This window comes from Pseudoalteromonas ostreae, assembly GCF_018069805.1.
In the GTDB taxonomy this organism is placed as follows: Bacteria; Pseudomonadota; Gammaproteobacteria; order Enterobacterales; family Alteromonadaceae; genus Pseudoalteromonas; species Pseudoalteromonas ostreae.
On the sequence record NZ_JAGPYN010000010.1, the window covers coordinates 126,442 to 143,306 of the forward strand.

Genomic DNA, 16,865 nt, shown 5'->3' on the forward strand with positions numbered 1-16,865 from the left:
CCATTACAGTAGTGCCAACTTCTTTGATCTGTCAGCATCTATCAAAAGCTCATGGTGGTCTTCATAGAGCTTTTTCACAACCTCTAATGCTATTTTTAAACACTCATCCCTTTTTTGAATGGCAACATCATGAGTTATTTCCTTAACACCATGAACGATTTTGCTTCTTTCTGTATAGAACTTAACTATCTTACTTTGGATTTCCAATCGTTCTTCCTGAGCTTCCGCAAGTAGTTTCGCAATGGAAACCGATATCCTATAGCTTAGCTCAGCATTTCCTCCGAATAGGTTTTCCCAAGCTATGATTGCATCAATAAAGCCATCAATTGGATTCATTCTTTCATTAATAGATGAAAGGATTCGTCTTATTGCTAATCGAATTTTTTCATCATTACTTTCATTTACCAGTTTTGACCAATAGATTACCGCTTCCATCTCGTTATGTTTTAGCAAGTAATGAGGCATTGGTGAACGGGCTCTGTGGCTCCAGGACATACTTGTACCTTGGCTGAGAGGATCAAAAACCAACGTCCACGCTTGTGTTATTCCTATTGGAGGACTTCTATCGATAGCTAGTGCAAGTGTGAAAGATAGGTTTTCTTTCGCTTTCTCTAGTTGCTTTCTTGCCTGTTCTAGCTCAGGAGGCCATCGGTTATTATCATCTTGCGGACCCAATTTTACTTTATAGGGATATTTATACTCCAATAACAACCCCAACACTTTGTTTTCACCCCCTAACGTAGATGGCCTGGCCTCATTAGGTAGTAATGACAATATCTCATCGTTGTATGCTCGTAGCTTTCCGCTTTCGATGTCCATTTCAGAAAAATCATCAAAGCCGACATTATGGAAACCTACGAAAGCAGGAACTTCAATTTGATTTCCCTCGCCAATCTCTCGAAGCATTTGAATTGTTTCCTCGACAGCCGAAAGAAGAGCCTGCTGTGAAATCTCGCCTCGGAGTTTCATCAGCTCATAAGCGTTCGCGACAAGTGTGTCTGGAAAAACAGCTAGTTGAATACCTCCCCCTCTACCTGAAGAAGCCATATACTGGCAATGTGTATCCATATCATTTTCACCAACGTTAGTGAAAAGTTTCGACATGGAAACATCATTCATGATGGCGTCAATTAAAACGCCACGCTCTTCCAACTTATAAGTTAATGAGCTTAAATGTGAAAATGTGTTTATAAATAAATGGCTATTTGATGGAAGCTTTATTAAGAATAGAGGGTAAATTTCTAAAGCAATTTTTGAGGCTGATTTAACCAGTGGATCTTCACTTAAAGGTTCGGCCTTTCCCCCGCCTAAGTTCTCATGCCAGACATTAAATATATGCCTTTCATCTTGTAATATTTGTGGAAGTGTATGGAAAACAGAAAAATCCACATCACCTTGGTCAATCCCTTGCATTCGTAATTGCCGACATATCCCAATAAAACTATTAAGTATTTCAGCTCTATCAGCATCCAATTCATATCGACCTTCGCACACTTCGATGGCCTGATCTTCCTCAAGATTCAGGATAAAATGAAGGATTTTATGGCCCATGTTTTTAACGAAAAGAGGGATATTTATAGTTGGCATATTTCCATTCTCTGCTTCCATTGCGCGCACCTAACAATTTAATAGTGCGCTCATCGCGCATATTTCTGCCGACGCTACGCTCATTTTTCTACATTATATAGTTTTAACAAATAACCTAAGGTATTACTATCACTAAGTTTTCTAAAACTTTAAAGAAAAGTTAAATAGAACAATATGCGCTCGGCGCTCATTTTCATGAATATATGCGCAAAGAGCAGTTTAACCAATCTATTAACGACGATATTTAGCCAGTATCAATGACCGATTATCGCTCATAGTTGCCATTGAAGCTTATAAAAACAAAAAAGAGCAAAGCTTTCACTTTACTCTTTTCTATATCATTTTAAATTGACCGCTGACCGCTGACCGCTGACCGCTGACCGCTGACCGCTGACCGCTGACCGCTGACCGCTTACTTAAGCCTAATAGCCTTAGCTTCAATATCAATTAAGCCTTGCTTAAACAAACCGCCAATGGCTTTTTTATAATTCGCTTTACTGGTTGAGAAAACTTTTTTAATTGTCTCAGGATCCGATTTATCACCTAAAGCAATAACACCGCCTTCGGATTTTAATCTATCCATTATTTTCTCACCCAAGTCACTTACTTTAGCCATACCTGGTTTTTCAAGAATAACGTCAATTTTTCCGTCTTCACGTACTTTTTGAATAAATCCAGTTAAGCGTTGGCCAACAAACATGTTTTTAAACACCATGTTGTAAAATATAACGCCGTAATGTGCTTCTTCTATTAATACTTTATAGCCAATATCGGTTTTGCCAGCGACTATTAATTGTACTTCTTGCAGCGGCGCGTACTCAGGCTCCGTTTTATTGATAAAACGATTAAAGTTATTTGATGCACAAATACGGCCACTGGCGTTATCTAAATACAAACGTACTAAATAAGAATAGCCTTCTTGCATTCTTGGCTTTTGTTCGTTGAACGGTGCCAGTACATCTTTATCAAGCCCCCAATCTAAAAAAGCGCCAATGCTGTTGATTTCTTTAACGCGTAGTAGGGCGTATTCACCTACTTGAGCTAACGGCTTTTTAGTTGTTGCAGTGGCGAGATTAGCGTTATCTAAAAAGATAAATACGCTGACACTGTCGCCAGCTTCTAGCTCATGTTTAATTTCACTGCTTGGTAAAAAAACTTCACCCAGATCATGACCATCAAGGTACGCGCCTTCGTTACTTACTTCGTTAACGAATAGGGTTTGGGTGGTTCCAAGGTAACTCATAATTATTCCTGTTCTGGCTTTTTACGACGGCGCATTGGTGCATCACCATCAATATTAAGAGGGGCTTTGATTGGCGCTTGTGGCTTTTTAGGTTTTGCTTTGCGTTTAGTCACAGCTTTTACTTTAGGCTTTACATTTTCTTGTGCTTTAGCCCATGTTGCATCAGGTTTTGGTTCGCGTAAACCTTTAAACTTACCTTTTAACCCTGCAACGGTATGAAACTCAAGTTCATCATTTAAGAATGATTTAATTGCTTTATAGCTTAACCAATCTTTAGGACCGACCAGTGAAATAGCGGTACCTTTAAAGCCAGCTCGACCAGTACGACCAATACGATGCACATACTCTTCAGCGTGTTTAGGTAAATCAAAATTGATTACATGAGTTACGCTTAGTAAATCAAGACCACGAGAGGCAACATCGGTGGTTATTAAAATTTTAAAGTTTTCACGGCTAAAGCCGTCCATGATATCTAAACGTTTATTTTGTGCTAAATCACCTGCTAATGCTTGGGCTTTAAAACCTTTAGCATTAAGTGATTTGCTTAAACGGCTGGTATCTGTTCGAGTCGCTGTAAATATAATGCATTGCCCGACCTCATCTTGCTTTAAAAAATGCTCAAGCAGCGCTTCTTTATGATCAAGGTGATCTGCTAAATATAAGCTTTGTTTAATATCTGAATGTTGTTCGTTAGCCGCACTAAGGGTAATTTGTTTTGGCTTTTTCAGTAAATTACGTGATAACGCATCGACTTGTGCATGATCCAGTGTCGCTGAAAACAATAATGTTTGGCGCAGGCGATGATCTGCTTGCTCGTTGATCATCTTTAACTGTGCAGTAAAACCTAAATCTAAAATACGGTCAGCTTCATCAAAAATAAGTAACTCAAGGCCACTTAATTGTAATGAACGCTGAGTTAAGTGATCGGCTAATCGCCCTGGTGTAGCAATAACAAATTGCGGGTCGTTACGCAGTGCTTTAATTTGATCATTAAAGTTCTCACCGCCTAATATTTTCACCGCTTTAATATTAGTACCTGCAATTAGCAGGCGAAGTTGGGTAAATACTTGGGTCGCCAGTTCACGAGTAGGCGCCACAATAAGCACACGAGGATCACGTTTACTGAGCGCCTTTTGTTTCATAACCCGTTGAACAGCAGGTAATAAAAATGCCAAGGTTTTGCCCGACCCAGTTTTAGACTGGGCGAAAATGTCATGGCCTGCCAGTGCGGTGGGCACTGCATGGGCCTGAATATCAGTGGGCTGGGTGATCCCTTGATGCGCTAATTGTGTTTCAAGGCGAGTATCAATCCCAAGATCAGTAAAATGCAAAGTGTGTTTCTCCAAAATGAGCAATTTGTTTGGGTATAAATAATTTCGCTATTATAGCGCAGTCCCGAGTGCGGCTAACAGTAAAAAGCCAATTATCACTGCTTTTTTTGCATTTAATTAGAAAAAGCGTAAAATACGCGCCCTCAATATGTATTATGCGCCGGATTTACGATTCGGTTACCGCCAATAACGGCTAAAGCAAAATAGGAATCACCATGACTGCTGTCCATAAAGACAATGTAACCAGCGAGCACTTTGTTGTATGTGCACTTTATAAGTTTGTTTCTTTACCTGAATACGAAGCTCTACGCCAACCATTGTTAGATGTGATGGAGGCCAATGAAGTACGTGGTACTTTATTAATTGCCGCAGAAGGTATCAACGGCACAGTTTCTGCCAAGCGTGAAGGCATTGACAACCTTTTAAGCTGGTTAGACAGCCAACCAAGCCTTGATAACATTGTTAGCAAAGAATCATTTGATGATGAATGCCCGTTTTACCGTACTAAGGTAAAACTAAAAAAAGAAATCGTTACAATGGGTGTTGAAGGTGTAGACCCATTAAAAGTGGTTGGCAGTTATGTAAAACCACAAGATTGGAATGCATTGATCTCAGATCCAGAGGTTATTTTAGTTGATACCCGTAACGATTATGAAATCGAAATTGGTACTTTTCAAAACGCAGTAGACCCAAATACTAAAACATTCCGCGAGTTTCCGCAGTGGGCAAAAGAAAACCTCGATCCGAGCAAACACAAAAAAGTAGCTATGTTTTGTACTGGTGGTATTCGCTGTGAAAAATCAACAGCTTACATGAAAGAGCAAGGTTTTGAAGATGTGTACCATCTTGAAGGCGGTATTTTAAAATACTTAGAAGAAGTGCCTAAAGAAGAAACCATGTGGGAAGGTGAGTGCTTTGTATTTGATAACCGCGTAGCGGTAGATCACGACTTGCAAAAGGGTTCATACGATCAGTGTCATGCGTGTCGTATGCCAATCACTGAAGACGAAAAGTTAAAAGCCGAATACATGGAAGGCGTTTCGTGCCATCACTGTATTGATGATGTGACCGACGAACAAAGAGCACGATTTGCTGAACGTCAAAAGCAAATTGAATTAGCGCAAGCTCGCGGTGAAGGCCATATTGGCAACGAAGCCCAAGCCGTTTTACAAAAGCGTAAAGAGGCTAAAAAAGCGCAAAAAGACGCACAACGTAACAAGTAATTTAGTCGAGCGAATACTATCTATCCTCTTATAAAGCCTCAGTATTGCTTGGGGCTTTTTTAAAGGCAAACTAGATTGAATAAACTTTAATCCTTACAGGTCAACAGATCTGAAGTTATTTTTAAATCATCACGTTTTTATTACACGATAACAGTCCCAATTCACTAGGTAATGCATAATGTTTCGAATCATCTTAATCTTTGCAGCTATGCTGCTCTCATCTAATTCTTTTGCTGCAAGTACAGCGCAAGAACTTTTTTCAACAATAAATTTGCGCTTGAGTTACATGGAAGATGTTGCGCTTTATAAGAGTAACAATAACCAAGCTATTGAAGATAAAGAACGTGAGTTAATTGTTATTAACAATGCAAGTTTGTCAGCTGAAAAACAAGGCCTAAACAAAGAAAGTGTCATCGCGTTTTTTCGTGCCCAAATATCGGCAGCTAAAGCTATACAATATAGATACCGCGCTGACTTGCTTAGTAAGCCAACGGATAAAGAGCCTAGAAATTTAGATACTGTGATTCGCCCTGCACTGATAAAGCTAGGGAAAGATATCAATATTGAACTTACACAGTATTTACGTAATGGAGGCGTTTTTTCACAGCAAGAATTTAACGTTTTTGAACGCACACTAAATTCTCGATATTTAACACGCGCAGACAAAGAGATGTTATTTAACGCCTTAATTGAAATCAGGCTTCAATAATATAAATTTTTATACTAGTAGATAAGCGTGTTAACACGGTGATGTTTTTATTAAATCACCATGTAAACATGCCAACTTTAGATTAAAGTTATTAAATGCGCTTCGGCGGCATTGGTGAGCTGTTCAGGAGTCATGTCTTTAGCGTTATCTACAGCAATAGTACATTGCTCTAATGTATACGTATCTTTTTTATACAAAAAATTCAGCGGCTCACACCCTTCTTCTTTAGCTTTTGCTGATGTCCAATAGACGGCTGAAAATTCAACATTGCCATGTTCGTAAGACTCAACGTTAACTTCTCCATTGTTATCGAATTGTAGTTGCTTAGAAAGCTGTTCACTAATGTTGATCAGGTTAACCAAAAATACGGCTTCTTGGTGTGTAATACCATGTATATCGGTAAATTTTTGCTTAAACATAATTGTCCTATTAAATATAAACTAGCAGGATAGACTCTAATAAAAATTATTGCTGCATACTATACCTGTTTGATCACTTACTCAAAAGTACTTAGCATTAATTACACTGCTATAGTTATTCACCAGTTACTTCCCCTATTAGGGTATTTCAACGTATTGTTTTGACAGTTAATCGAACTAGACTTTTTATTGATCAAAACACTGTTACACTGCGTGCCATAATGGAAATAATAATTAATTAGGTGATCTTTTTGAAATTACGAGTTCTTTTAGTCAGTGTTTTTATTACTTGTTCAGCGGTAATGCCCTCGGCATTTGCTGCTAATGTAATTGTTGAACCTGTTGTGATGGAACGTGCAAAAGAGCAAGTTCAAGTGGTTGGTAATGCAGAAGCTATTCGCTCTGTTATCCTCTACTCAGCAGTGGGGGATAAAGTCACGGCTGTGCATTTTAAACCCGGTGATCAGGTAACCGCAGGAGCTATTTTATTAGAGCTCGATTCACGCAGACAAAAAGCGGCGCTTAATGAAGCGAAAATAAAGCTTGCAGATAGTGAACGAATACAAACACGTTTACAGCAAAGTCATGCTAAAGGCGCGGTGCCAAAAAGTGATCTAGATGATGCAAAAACTGTGTATGAGTTAGCTAAGGTTGCGGTGACTAAAGCCGAAACCGAATTAGAAGATCGCCAAGTGCGAGCGCCTTTTAGTGGCACCATGGGGTTAACGGATGTCGAAGTTGGCGATCGAATTACCACTCAAACAGCCATCGCCAGTATTGATGATACTCGTTCGTTATACATTAATTTTAATGCACCAGAGTCGGCTATTACAATGCTTAGAACAAGCGGTAATGTGACTGTGATGCCGTGGCAAGGAAGCGATGCGATAAATGCGCAAGTCGCTTATCTTGACTCACGCATTGATCCACAAACACGTACGCTGCGTGTCAAAGCAAAACTGGATAATGCACAAGCACAATTTTTACCGGGTATGAGTTTTAGAGTACATATTGAGGTATTAGGGCAGAGTTTAGTTGCAGTGCCTGAAGCTGCGCTTTTATGGGGGGCAACCGGCCCCTATGTATGGAAAAGCGTTGAGCAAAAGGCAACGCGCGTTGATGTTAAAATTCAGCAACGTTTAGCGGGTCGTTTGCTTGTATCTGGGCCTTTAAACGAAGGCGATATCTTGGTCGTTGAAGGTGTACAACGTTTACGCCCAGCGCAAGAGCTTAATTATATCAAGCCGCTTGCAGTAGCGCAGGAGTAGGTATGAAACAACAACCTATGATGCAAGATCTCCCTTCAATGGCCATTCGCCGCCCAGTGCTTATAGTAGTACTTAATTTACTGATCATTATTGCGGGTATTGCGGCCATTGCCGGGGTTGAAGTTCGTGAACTGCCTGATGTTGATACGCCAAGGATCACGGTGTCGGCTTCATTTCCTGGGGGCTCTCCAGAGACTGTTGATACCGAAGTAACCAGTAAACTTGAAGGGGCGGTAGCCCGCGTAAGTGGTGTAAAAACCATTCGCGCACAAAGTGAAGAAGGCAACGCACGGATTGTTGTTGAGTTTCGTGCTGGTGTTGATCTTGATGATGCGGCAAACGAAACTCGTGAGTCGGTAGCTCGTGTACAGCGTGAGTTACCTGAAGAAGTTGAGCGCGTTTCTATTATCAAGGCTGATAATGATGCAGAGGCGGTTGTATCTCTGACCGTATCAAGCGATACCATAGCCCTTGAAGCGCTGACTGAACTGGTTGAGGTTGATTTAGCACCGCAATTTTTAACGATTCCAGGTGTGGCCGATGTACGTTTAAATGGTGACCGAAAACGTGTTTTACGGGTGCGAATTGATCCACTTAAATTAACCAGTTTTAATTTAACCGTTCCTGATGTAGCTCAAGTACTGCGCCAAGCGCCATTTGACGTACCGGCCGGTAGTTTGAAATCGACGGATCAACAAATTATAGTGCGCGCAGATGCAACCTCAGTTACCGCTGAGCAAGTGGCCGATATTATTATTCGTGATGGTACGCGTATTGGTGATATTGCGGCGGTGTATTTTGGTCCTGCGGATCCTCGCTCTATGGTGCGCTTAAACGGCCAGGCAGTGATTGGCATGGAAGTTATACGTCAAGCACAGTCAAATACCATTGAAATATCTGACGAAGTATTAAGTTTATTAGCAAAAATGCAAACGCGTTTTCCGGAACTAAAATTTACTTTAACTTCCGATGATGCACAATTTATCAGGAGCTCAGTTGATGAGGTGATTTACTCACTGGTGTTAACTGTGCTGCTGGTGATCATTACATTGTGGGTATTTATCGGCTCTTGGCGCGCGACTTTAGTGCCTGCATTTGCAATTCCTGTTGCCTTGGTTGGTTCATTAGCGTTGATATGGGCACTGGGTTTTTCAATCAATATACTTACTTTGCTGGCATTAGTGTTAGCAACGGGGCTGATTGTTGATGATGCGATTGTGGTCAGCGAAAACATTCAACGTCAACGCGGTTTAGGCCTTGGCCGTCGTGCTGCAGCGGTAATTGGCACGCGAGAAGTGTTTTTTGCCGTTGTCGCAACGACAGCGGTGTTAGCGGCGGTATTTGTTCCTATCGCGTTTTTACCCTCAACAGCAGGACGATTATTTAGGGAGTTTGGTGGGGTACTTGCGGGAGCGGTGATCATTTCAAGTTTTGTAGCGCTTTCATTAGTGCCAGCGCTCACCTCAAAACTAAAACTCAAACAAGGTGGTAAACACCCATTTGCTAAAATAGGTCATTGGCTTGCTCATATTTATACCAAAACCATTCATTGGGTGCTTGATCATGCATGGCTTACGTTTATAGCTAGTATATTAATCGCTGCGGGTTCGGGTGCTTTGTATCTCAATTTAGATAATGAATTACTGCCTTCAGAAGACCGCGGAAAAATACGTATCTTTGCTCGGGGTCCTGATGGTGTTGGTTTGAACTTTATGGACCGTCAAGCAATGCAAATGGAAGATATTTTGCTGCCGTATGTGCAAAGCGGCGAAATTGAATCTATTTATACCGTTGTAGGACAGTGGGATCCAAATATTGTGTTTATTACCGTGCCTTTAAAACACTGGGATGAGCGTCATTTTTCACAGCAAGAGATCATTAATAAAATTCGAGGTCCGCTGGGTAATATTCCTGGGGCGGCAGGTTATCCGTCTGGGTCAAATAGTTTAAATTTACGCGGTCAAGGTGGCGGTATTGAGTTGGCACTATTAGGACAAGATTACCTACAGATTTATAAGGCCGCACAAGATTTTGCCGCACAGGTTGAGCGGACTATCCCGTCGATTGACAATGTGCGTATTTCATATCAGCCATCACAGCCGCAATTGCGCATTAATATTGATAGACGCCGTGCAGAGGAGTTAGGGGTATCGCTGAGCGATATAGCAATCACCTTGCGTGCGGCGATAAATGGCGATGATATTGCAGATTTAAATATTGGTGACCAATCTGTACCCATTATACTGCAAGCACAAAATCAAACCATTAAAGATCCCAGTGATCTCGCTAATTTATATATCAGTGCAAATAACGGTCAGTTAGTACCACTGAGTAGCGTTGCAACCATTACAGAAGAAGGTGTTGCCGCCGAGCTTGAACGCCATGCACAGCGTCGTGCCATCGAGCTTGATATGGAATTGCCAGCGGACATGAGTATTGCACAGCTGGTATCGAAATTACGTGATATTTCAGAGCAAACGCTACCAAGTGGCATTAGCTTGGCATTTAAAGGTGAAGCTTTAACCTTTGAAGAAACTTCTAACGAAGTATTTATCACTTATATACTGGCATTTTTAATCGTATTTTTAGTATTAGCCGCACAGTTTGAAAATGTTAATAGTGCCGTGGTGGTGATGGTAACTGTGCCGTTTGGTATTACATCAGCAATCTTAGCGCTGTATTTAACCGGTACTTCGTTAAATATTTACTCGCAAATAGGTTTGGTGATGTTAATTGGTTTAATCGCGAAAAACGCGATTTTGTTAGTTGAATTTGCTGACCAATTGCGCGACCAAGGTTTAACCGTGCGTAAAGCAGTAGAGCAAGCAGCATTAGTGCGTTTAAGACCAATTACCATGACCTTGATATCAACCTTACTAGGAGCACTGCCGCTGATATTATCAACCGGAGCCGGGGCTGAGGCACGTAATGCGATTGGTTGGGTCGTATTTGGTGGTTTGTCTTTAGCGGTGCTGTTTACTTTGTACTTAACACCGGTGATTTACTTGGGTTTAGCGCGCTTTACTAGCCCGCGAGGTGATGAAAGTAAACAACTTGCACAGGAGCTTGATAAGATAGAGTAAATCACAATTAAAATAGCCTAATTAACTATTTATCTTTGAAAAATAAGTTAATTAGGCTCACACTTGGGAAAGCTATCCTCAACAGGTTTTTTTATGCAAGCCGAACAAGTAGAAATCGCGCAGTTTTTAGCACAACATCCACCTTTTGACAGCCTACCGAGCAAAGCAATCAATGAGCTCGCGCAACAGGTTGAAGTCGCCTATTTTAGGGCGCACACCGATATTCTATTATTCGGTCAAGATATTGCCGATCTTTATGTGATCAGAAGCGGCTCTGTTGAAATGTATCGACGTAATGGGGAACTGGATAATCGTTTAACCACTGCAGGTATATTTGGGCAGATGGGTTTACTGATGAATCACAAGGTTCGCTTTCCAGCCAAAGCACTTGAAGATACGTTAGTGTATTGCATTAATGTTGAACTATTTAACCGCTATTGCGACGAATTTGATTCATTTGCTGACTATTTTGAAACAGATGGTAATGTTCGTTTACACCAGGCAATTGTTGAACAAGCCGATGGTAATGATTTAACCACAGCAAAAGTAAAATCGCTGATCCACCGTGATGTGGTGACAGTTAATACTGATTCAACGGTACAACAAGTTGCCCAGCTTATGACTGATGAATCGGTGTCATCAGTTTTAGTTACTGATAGTACCAAACCAATTAACGACGACCCAGAGGAAGATGATGGTCAAGTTGTTGGTATTATCACAGATAAAGATTTACGTACCAAAGTTATTGCCCATGGACTCGCATTTGACACACCCGCGCATACAATAATGTCTACAAACTTGGTTTTATTAGATGCCAATGCCTATGTTTTCGAAGCTGTACTTGCAATGCTACGTGATAGCTTACATCACTTACCGGTGGTCCAAAAACGCCGTCCAATTGGGGTTATTTCTCTTTCTGATATTTTGCGCTATGAATCACAAAGCAGTTTGCTATTAGTACGCGGAATACTTGCGCAGCAATCTATTGAAGATTTAACACACTATGCACGGCAACTGCCGAATGTGTTTGTACGCATGGTAAATGAAGATGCAAACTCGCATATGATTGGCACGGCAATGGCTGTGATTGGCCGTACTTTTAAACAAAGGTTATTGGTATTAGCTGAAGAAAAGTATGGGCCGCCTCCGGTTGCATACTGTTTTATCGCATTAGGTTCAATGGCGCGGGATGAGCAACTCATTGTTACTGATCAAGATAATGCACTCATTCTAGATGATGATTATGACGATGAACTTCATGATACGTATTTTCAAAATATTGCCAATTTTGTTTGTGATGGTTTAGCCCAATGTGGTTATACCTATTGTGACGGTGAAATTATGGCGTCGTATAAAAAATGGCGAAAAACACGTGCACAATGGTTTGAGCAATTTGCTCAGTGGATTGAGCAACCTAAACCGCAAGCCTTACTAAATAGCTCCATATTTTTTGATTTAGACGGTGTGTGGGGTAAAACCAAATGGGCCGATGAGCTTAAAATATTTATTGCCAAACAAAGCAAAGTTAATCGCGTATTTTTAGCTAATATGGCTGCAAATGCCCGCAACAGAACCCCGCCATTGGGGTTTTTTAAAGGCTTTGTAATGGAGCATAATGGTCAGCATAAACGTTCTATGAATTTAAAGCGCAGAGGCACAGCGCCGCTTTCAGATGTTATTCGGGTTCATGCATTGGCGGTTGGATCGCGTAAGCAAAACTCGTTCGAACGCTTAGAAGATATTATTGAAGCCAAGCTCTTACCACAGGGCAAAGCACAAGATTTGCGAGATGCGCTGGAATATATTGCACTGATGCGGATCCGTCATCAAGCATGGCAAATTGAACAGGGGGAAGAACCCGACAACGATTTAGACCCTCACCTATTATCGCCTTTTGAGCAGCGTAACTTAAAAGAAGCTTTTGCAATTTTAGAAAAAGCGCAAAGCTATTTGAAATTTAGTTACTCAGCAAACTCTGGGGTGAAGTAATTTATGGCTTTCAAAAAGCAAGCAATGATTGACTGGGCAGCACGTTATAAACGTTTATTAAGTGGTACTCAAAATGACACAATCAAACGCTTTTATGGAGCTGCTTTTAGCGATAAATTCGCAGCAATTAAAGATGTGCCATTTGTTGCAATGGACTTTGAAACAACTGGTTTAGATAGCACCAGTGATGATATTGTCAGTGTTGGATTAATTCCTTTTAATTTACAGCGTATATATTGCAAAGATAGTCGTCATTGGGTTGTGCGCCCTAGGCGAAATTTTAATGAGGGATCCATTGTAATACATGGCATAACGCATTCAGAAATTGACGACGCACCGGATTTTAAGCATATTATTGAACCATTATTGCAAGCACTCAGTGGTAAAGTTGTTGTTGTACATTATGCTGCGATTGAGCGCCACTTCTTAAATACTGCACTGTTACTTAGGCTTAACGAGGGGATCAATTTTGCCTTGGTCGATACCATGGAAATTGAACGCAAAGCCCTAAAAGCCAGGCAGGGTTTGCTAGGTTGGTTATTTAATTCTAAGTTAGGATCGCTTAGATTAGGTGATTGTCGCCAGCGCTATTCGTTACCTGTGTATAAAAACCATAACGCTTTAACTGACGCTTTAGCAACGGCTGAACTGTTACAAGCACAATTGAGTCACCATTACCGAGAAGATACACCGATCTCGCAGTTATGGAGTTAAAAATCTCTTAACCTAAACTTTGGCTAACAAAATTAAATAAAAAACGCCGCAAATGTGCGGCGTTTGTTGTTTTTAAATAGCATTTATTTAGCCGGTAACGGCTCAGTTCTCAGACCTAAAATAAGGCTTAAACACATAAACAGCAAGACGATTGTAAATGGTAAGCCAGTAGAGACCGCACCTGCTTGCAGTGCTTCGATTGCTTCTGTACCACCAATCCACAGTAGCGCGGCTGCGATAGCACCTTCAATAGATGCCCAAAATATGCGTTGTGGTACTGGCGCATCGATTTTCCCGCCAGCAGTGATAGAGTCTATTACTAATGACCCTGAATCAGATGAAGTGATAAAAAACACTAAAACTAATAGCACCGCAATAACAGACAAAATATTAGACATAGGTAATTCATCTAGCATTTGAAACATAGCCATAGGGACATCGGTTAACCCATTTAGACCAAGAGCGCCAATGCCATTAATTACTTGATCAATGGCAATACCGCCGTAAATTGACATCCATAATACTGTAATCAATGTTGGAATAAGTAATACCGCAATCAAAAATTCACGAATAGTACGACCACGTGATACGCGAGCGATAAACATACCTACAAACGGTGACCACGAAATCCACCAAGCCCAGTAAAATACAGTCCAGCCATGCATCCATGTTTCGTCTTCACGACCATGTGGATTACTTAATGGAATGATATTTTCTACATAACCCATAAAGGTGGTAGGAATATTACCCATAGCAACAGCAAAACCAACTAAACAAACAAATACTAATAAGGCAAATGCAATGAGCATGTTGATATTACTAAGGAGTTTTACACCACCATCAATGCCGCGCACAACGGAAATAATAGCCAGTAGGGTAACGCCAACAATAACGAGTATTTGTGAGCCAATGCCACCTTCGAGACCAAACACGTGGTTTATCCCAGCAGATGCTTGCTGAGCGCCTAACCCCAATGATGTTGCCAAGCCAAATAAAGTCGCCAGTACCGCTAAAATATCAATGACGTGACCAGGCCAGCCCCATGCTTTATCGCCCAATATAGGGTAAAAAATTGACCGGATAGACAGTGGTAAACCTTTGTTATATGTAAAGAACGATAGTGATAAGCCAACTACAGCATAAATAGCCCAAGGATGCAGGCCCCAATGGAACATAGTCGCCCCCATAGCCAGTTTTGCCGCTTCTGGGGTGTTGGGGGTTACATTCAGTGGTGTTTCATACCAACCAGTAAAATATGCAACCGGTTCAGCTACTCCCCAAAACATTAAGCCAATACCCATGCCTGCGGCGAATAACATAGCGAGCCATGAAACACGAGTATATGAAGGCTTAGCATCACTGCCTCCTAAACGGATCTTTCCGTAAGGAGAAACAATCAGTGCTAAACAAAAAATAACGAAGAAGTTTGCAGCCCACATAAACAAGGCATCAAAATTATTAATTATATCGAGTTTCACACCATCAAGTGCTGCTTTTGCAGTTTGTGGATCGGTAGCGAGAATGGCGATTAAAAAGATGACAATCAGGCCCGCACTGATGCCAAAAACTGGGTTGTGTATATCAAATCCCCATTTTTGTACGTTATCCTGACCTACGGTGTAATCCGTATTGTCGATACTATATTTGTCATGATTTTCGCTCATGCAATACCTCTTTTGTTGTCCTAACAAGCTGCTTGTGACCTGCAGCATATCTAATTCGTTTGAAGACTAACTAATTTAACTTATGATCATACAGCTACTAGTGTATGAGTTAAATACCAAATGTAAATGATTTTGTTGTTAAAGAGCGGTTTATATGGTTATTGTTAGCATTTTTATGTTTTTATATAAAGGTAAAAAATTTTGTAAAGATCAATAATTAGTTTGATTGTTAAAGTAATCGCGGCTGTTTTTTGTGGTTAATTGAACTATTATTTTGTAGTTTTAAAAGACAATTAAACGAGATTGACGTTTTATAGTCGCAGTAATGAAAGCGTAATATAAATATGATTTAACATTAAGGTTAGCAATATCTAATCAGTAGCGAGAAGGAATTTAATCATTACTATGAGTAACTATAGCAAAGAGAATACTAAAAACACGGCTGATGAGCATCAATTAGCTCAGCATTACCAGCGCGTTCGACAGCACAGCGTGACGTTAATAGGCTCGTTATCAGCAGAAGACTGTCAATTACAAGCTATGGCTGATGTAAGCCCAAGTAAATGGCATCTTGCGCATACGACATGGTTTTTTGAAACTTTTTTGCTAATTGCACATAGCTCTCACTACACAGTATTTAATCCTAACTTTAAAACTTTATTTAACTCCTATTATAACGGTATAGGTGAACAATTTAAGCGCACCTGTAGAGGGAGTTTATCGCGGCCTAGTTTAGATGACGTGATTGCCTATAGAGACTATGTAGACAAGGCGGTAGTTGCATTACTGAGTGCACAGTGCAGCGAGTCAATAAAGCAAGTTATTGAATTAGGACTTAACCATGAACAACAGCACCAAGAATTAATGCTGATGGACATTCAATATAACTTTTCAGTTAATCCGTTGTTTCCTGCTTATTGTGACCCTAACAACAACCGTATAGAAAATCCTGTTACGCAAGCTAGTCCTCTTAGCTTTGTGGCATTTTCAAAGCATACTGCAAATATTGGTGCAACTGAGCAAACGTTTAGCTACGACAATGAACGGCCAACTCATCAAGTGCTTATTCAGCCATTTAGATTTGCTAACCGGCTAACTACCAATGCTGAGTATTTAGCGTTTATACAAGACGGTGGTTATCAAAATCCAGAGCATTGGCTCAGTGACGGTTGGGCGCAGATAAATAATGCTCGGCAAACTGCGCCGCTCTATTGGCATAAAATAAATAATGAGTGGTTTGAATTTACATTAGCTGGCTTACAGCCTTTGGCGCTAAATGAGCCGCTAAGCCATGTTTCCTTTTACGAAGCAAACGCTTTTGCACATTACTCACAAGCGCGCCTCCCAACCGAATTTGAATGGGAAAGCGTGGCTAACAGTAATGCGGCGCAAACTATCATCCAGCTGACCGACAACTGTTGGCAGTGGACAAACAGTGCCTATTTACCGTATCCAGGCTTTAAGCCAATAGCAGGCGTGGCAGGGGAATACAATGGTAAATTTATGGCGAACCAAATGGTACTGCGCGGTGGCTGTAAACTTACCCCGCAAAATCATTTAAGACTAACTTATCGCAATTTCTATTATCCACATCAAGCGTGGATGCGCAGTGGTATTAGACTCGCTAAGGATTGA

Annotated in this window: 12 protein-coding genes; 7 read left to right on the forward strand and 5 right to left on the reverse strand. The window is 40.8% G+C overall.

Annotated elements, in window-relative coordinates:
- Positions 1 to 3: 3 nt before the first annotated feature.
- The 3 genes from J7338_RS10015 to J7338_RS10025 form a co-directional block, all read right to left on the reverse strand.
- On the reverse strand, positions 4 to 1,608 hold the full coding sequence (locus J7338_RS10015; RefSeq protein WP_210796928.1) for a HEPN domain-containing protein: 1,605 nt from the start codon (positions 1,606 to 1,608) through the stop codon (positions 4 to 6).
- A 391-nt stretch (positions 1,609 to 1,999) separates the two neighbouring features.
- A complete protein-coding gene (locus tag J7338_RS10020) occupies positions 2,000 to 2,830 on the reverse strand; it encodes a CvfB family protein (protein ID WP_182719011.1) in 831 nt (276 codons plus the stop codon).
- A gap of 2 nt (positions 2,831 to 2,832) precedes the next feature.
- Complete coding sequence (locus tag J7338_RS10025) at positions 2,833 to 4,161, reverse strand: DEAD/DEAH box helicase (RefSeq protein ID WP_210796929.1); 1,329 nt, start codon at positions 4,159 to 4,161, stop codon at positions 2,833 to 2,835.
- 215 nt (positions 4,162 to 4,376) lie between these two features.
- Between J7338_RS10025 and trhO the strand changes: the two genes are divergently transcribed.
- Both trhO and aroQ read left to right on the forward strand, forming a co-directional pair.
- Positions 4,377 to 5,384 (forward strand): oxygen-dependent tRNA uridine(34) hydroxylase TrhO, encoded by a 1,008-nt coding sequence (gene trhO / locus J7338_RS10030; protein ID WP_210796930.1) that lies wholly within the window; start codon positions 4,377 to 4,379, stop codon positions 5,382 to 5,384.
- 178 nt (positions 5,385 to 5,562) lie between these two features.
- Positions 5,563 to 6,093 (forward strand): gamma subclass chorismate mutase AroQ, encoded by a 531-nt coding sequence (aroQ, locus tag J7338_RS10035; RefSeq protein ID WP_210796931.1) that lies wholly within the window; start codon positions 5,563 to 5,565, stop codon positions 6,091 to 6,093.
- A 77-nt stretch (positions 6,094 to 6,170) separates the two neighbouring features.
- Here aroQ and J7338_RS10040 read toward each other — a convergent pair whose 3' ends face one another.
- Positions 6,171 to 6,512, reverse strand: a complete 342-nt coding sequence (locus tag J7338_RS10040; RefSeq protein WP_210796932.1) for a hypothetical protein — start codon at positions 6,510 to 6,512, stop codon at positions 6,171 to 6,173.
- A gap of 251 nt (positions 6,513 to 6,763) precedes the next feature.
- Here J7338_RS10040 and J7338_RS10045 point away from each other — a divergent pair, with 251 nt between their 5' ends.
- The 4 genes from J7338_RS10045 (at position 6,764) to J7338_RS10060 (ending at position 13,566) form a co-directional block, all read left to right on the forward strand.
- The gene (locus J7338_RS10045; protein WP_210796933.1) at positions 6,764 to 7,780 is read left to right on the forward strand and encodes an efflux RND transporter periplasmic adaptor subunit; all 1,017 of its coding nucleotides are present in this window, start codon (positions 6,764 to 6,766) and stop codon (positions 7,778 to 7,780) included.
- Positions 7,781 to 7,782: 2 nt separating this feature from the next.
- On the forward strand, positions 7,783 to 10,863 hold the full coding sequence (locus tag J7338_RS10050; RefSeq protein WP_210796934.1) for an efflux RND transporter permease subunit: 3,081 nt from the start codon (positions 7,783 to 7,785) through the stop codon (positions 10,861 to 10,863).
- 93 nt (positions 10,864 to 10,956) lie between these two features.
- Positions 10,957 to 12,852 carry a DUF294 nucleotidyltransferase-like domain-containing protein gene (locus J7338_RS10055; RefSeq protein ID WP_210796935.1) on the forward strand — a complete coding sequence of 632 codons (1,896 nt, stop codon included), beginning with the start codon at positions 10,957 to 10,959 and terminating at the stop codon, positions 12,850 to 12,852.
- Positions 12,853 to 12,855: 3 nt separating this feature from the next.
- A complete protein-coding gene (locus tag J7338_RS10060; RefSeq protein WP_210796936.1) occupies positions 12,856 to 13,566 on the forward strand; it encodes a 3'-5' exonuclease in 711 nt (236 codons plus the stop codon).
- Between the two features lie 83 nt (positions 13,567 to 13,649).
- On the opposite strand, the gene J7338_RS10065 is transcribed toward J7338_RS10060, so the two are convergent.
- On the reverse strand, positions 13,650 to 15,230 hold the full coding sequence (locus J7338_RS10065; protein WP_210796937.1) for a BCCT family transporter: 1,581 nt from the start codon (positions 15,228 to 15,230) through the stop codon (positions 13,650 to 13,652).
- A gap of 405 nt (positions 15,231 to 15,635) precedes the next feature.
- Here J7338_RS10065 and egtB point away from each other — a divergent pair, with 405 nt between their 5' ends.
- Positions 15,636 to 16,865, forward strand: a complete 1,230-nt coding sequence (gene egtB, locus J7338_RS10070; protein WP_210796938.1) for an ergothioneine biosynthesis protein EgtB — start codon at positions 15,636 to 15,638, stop codon at positions 16,863 to 16,865.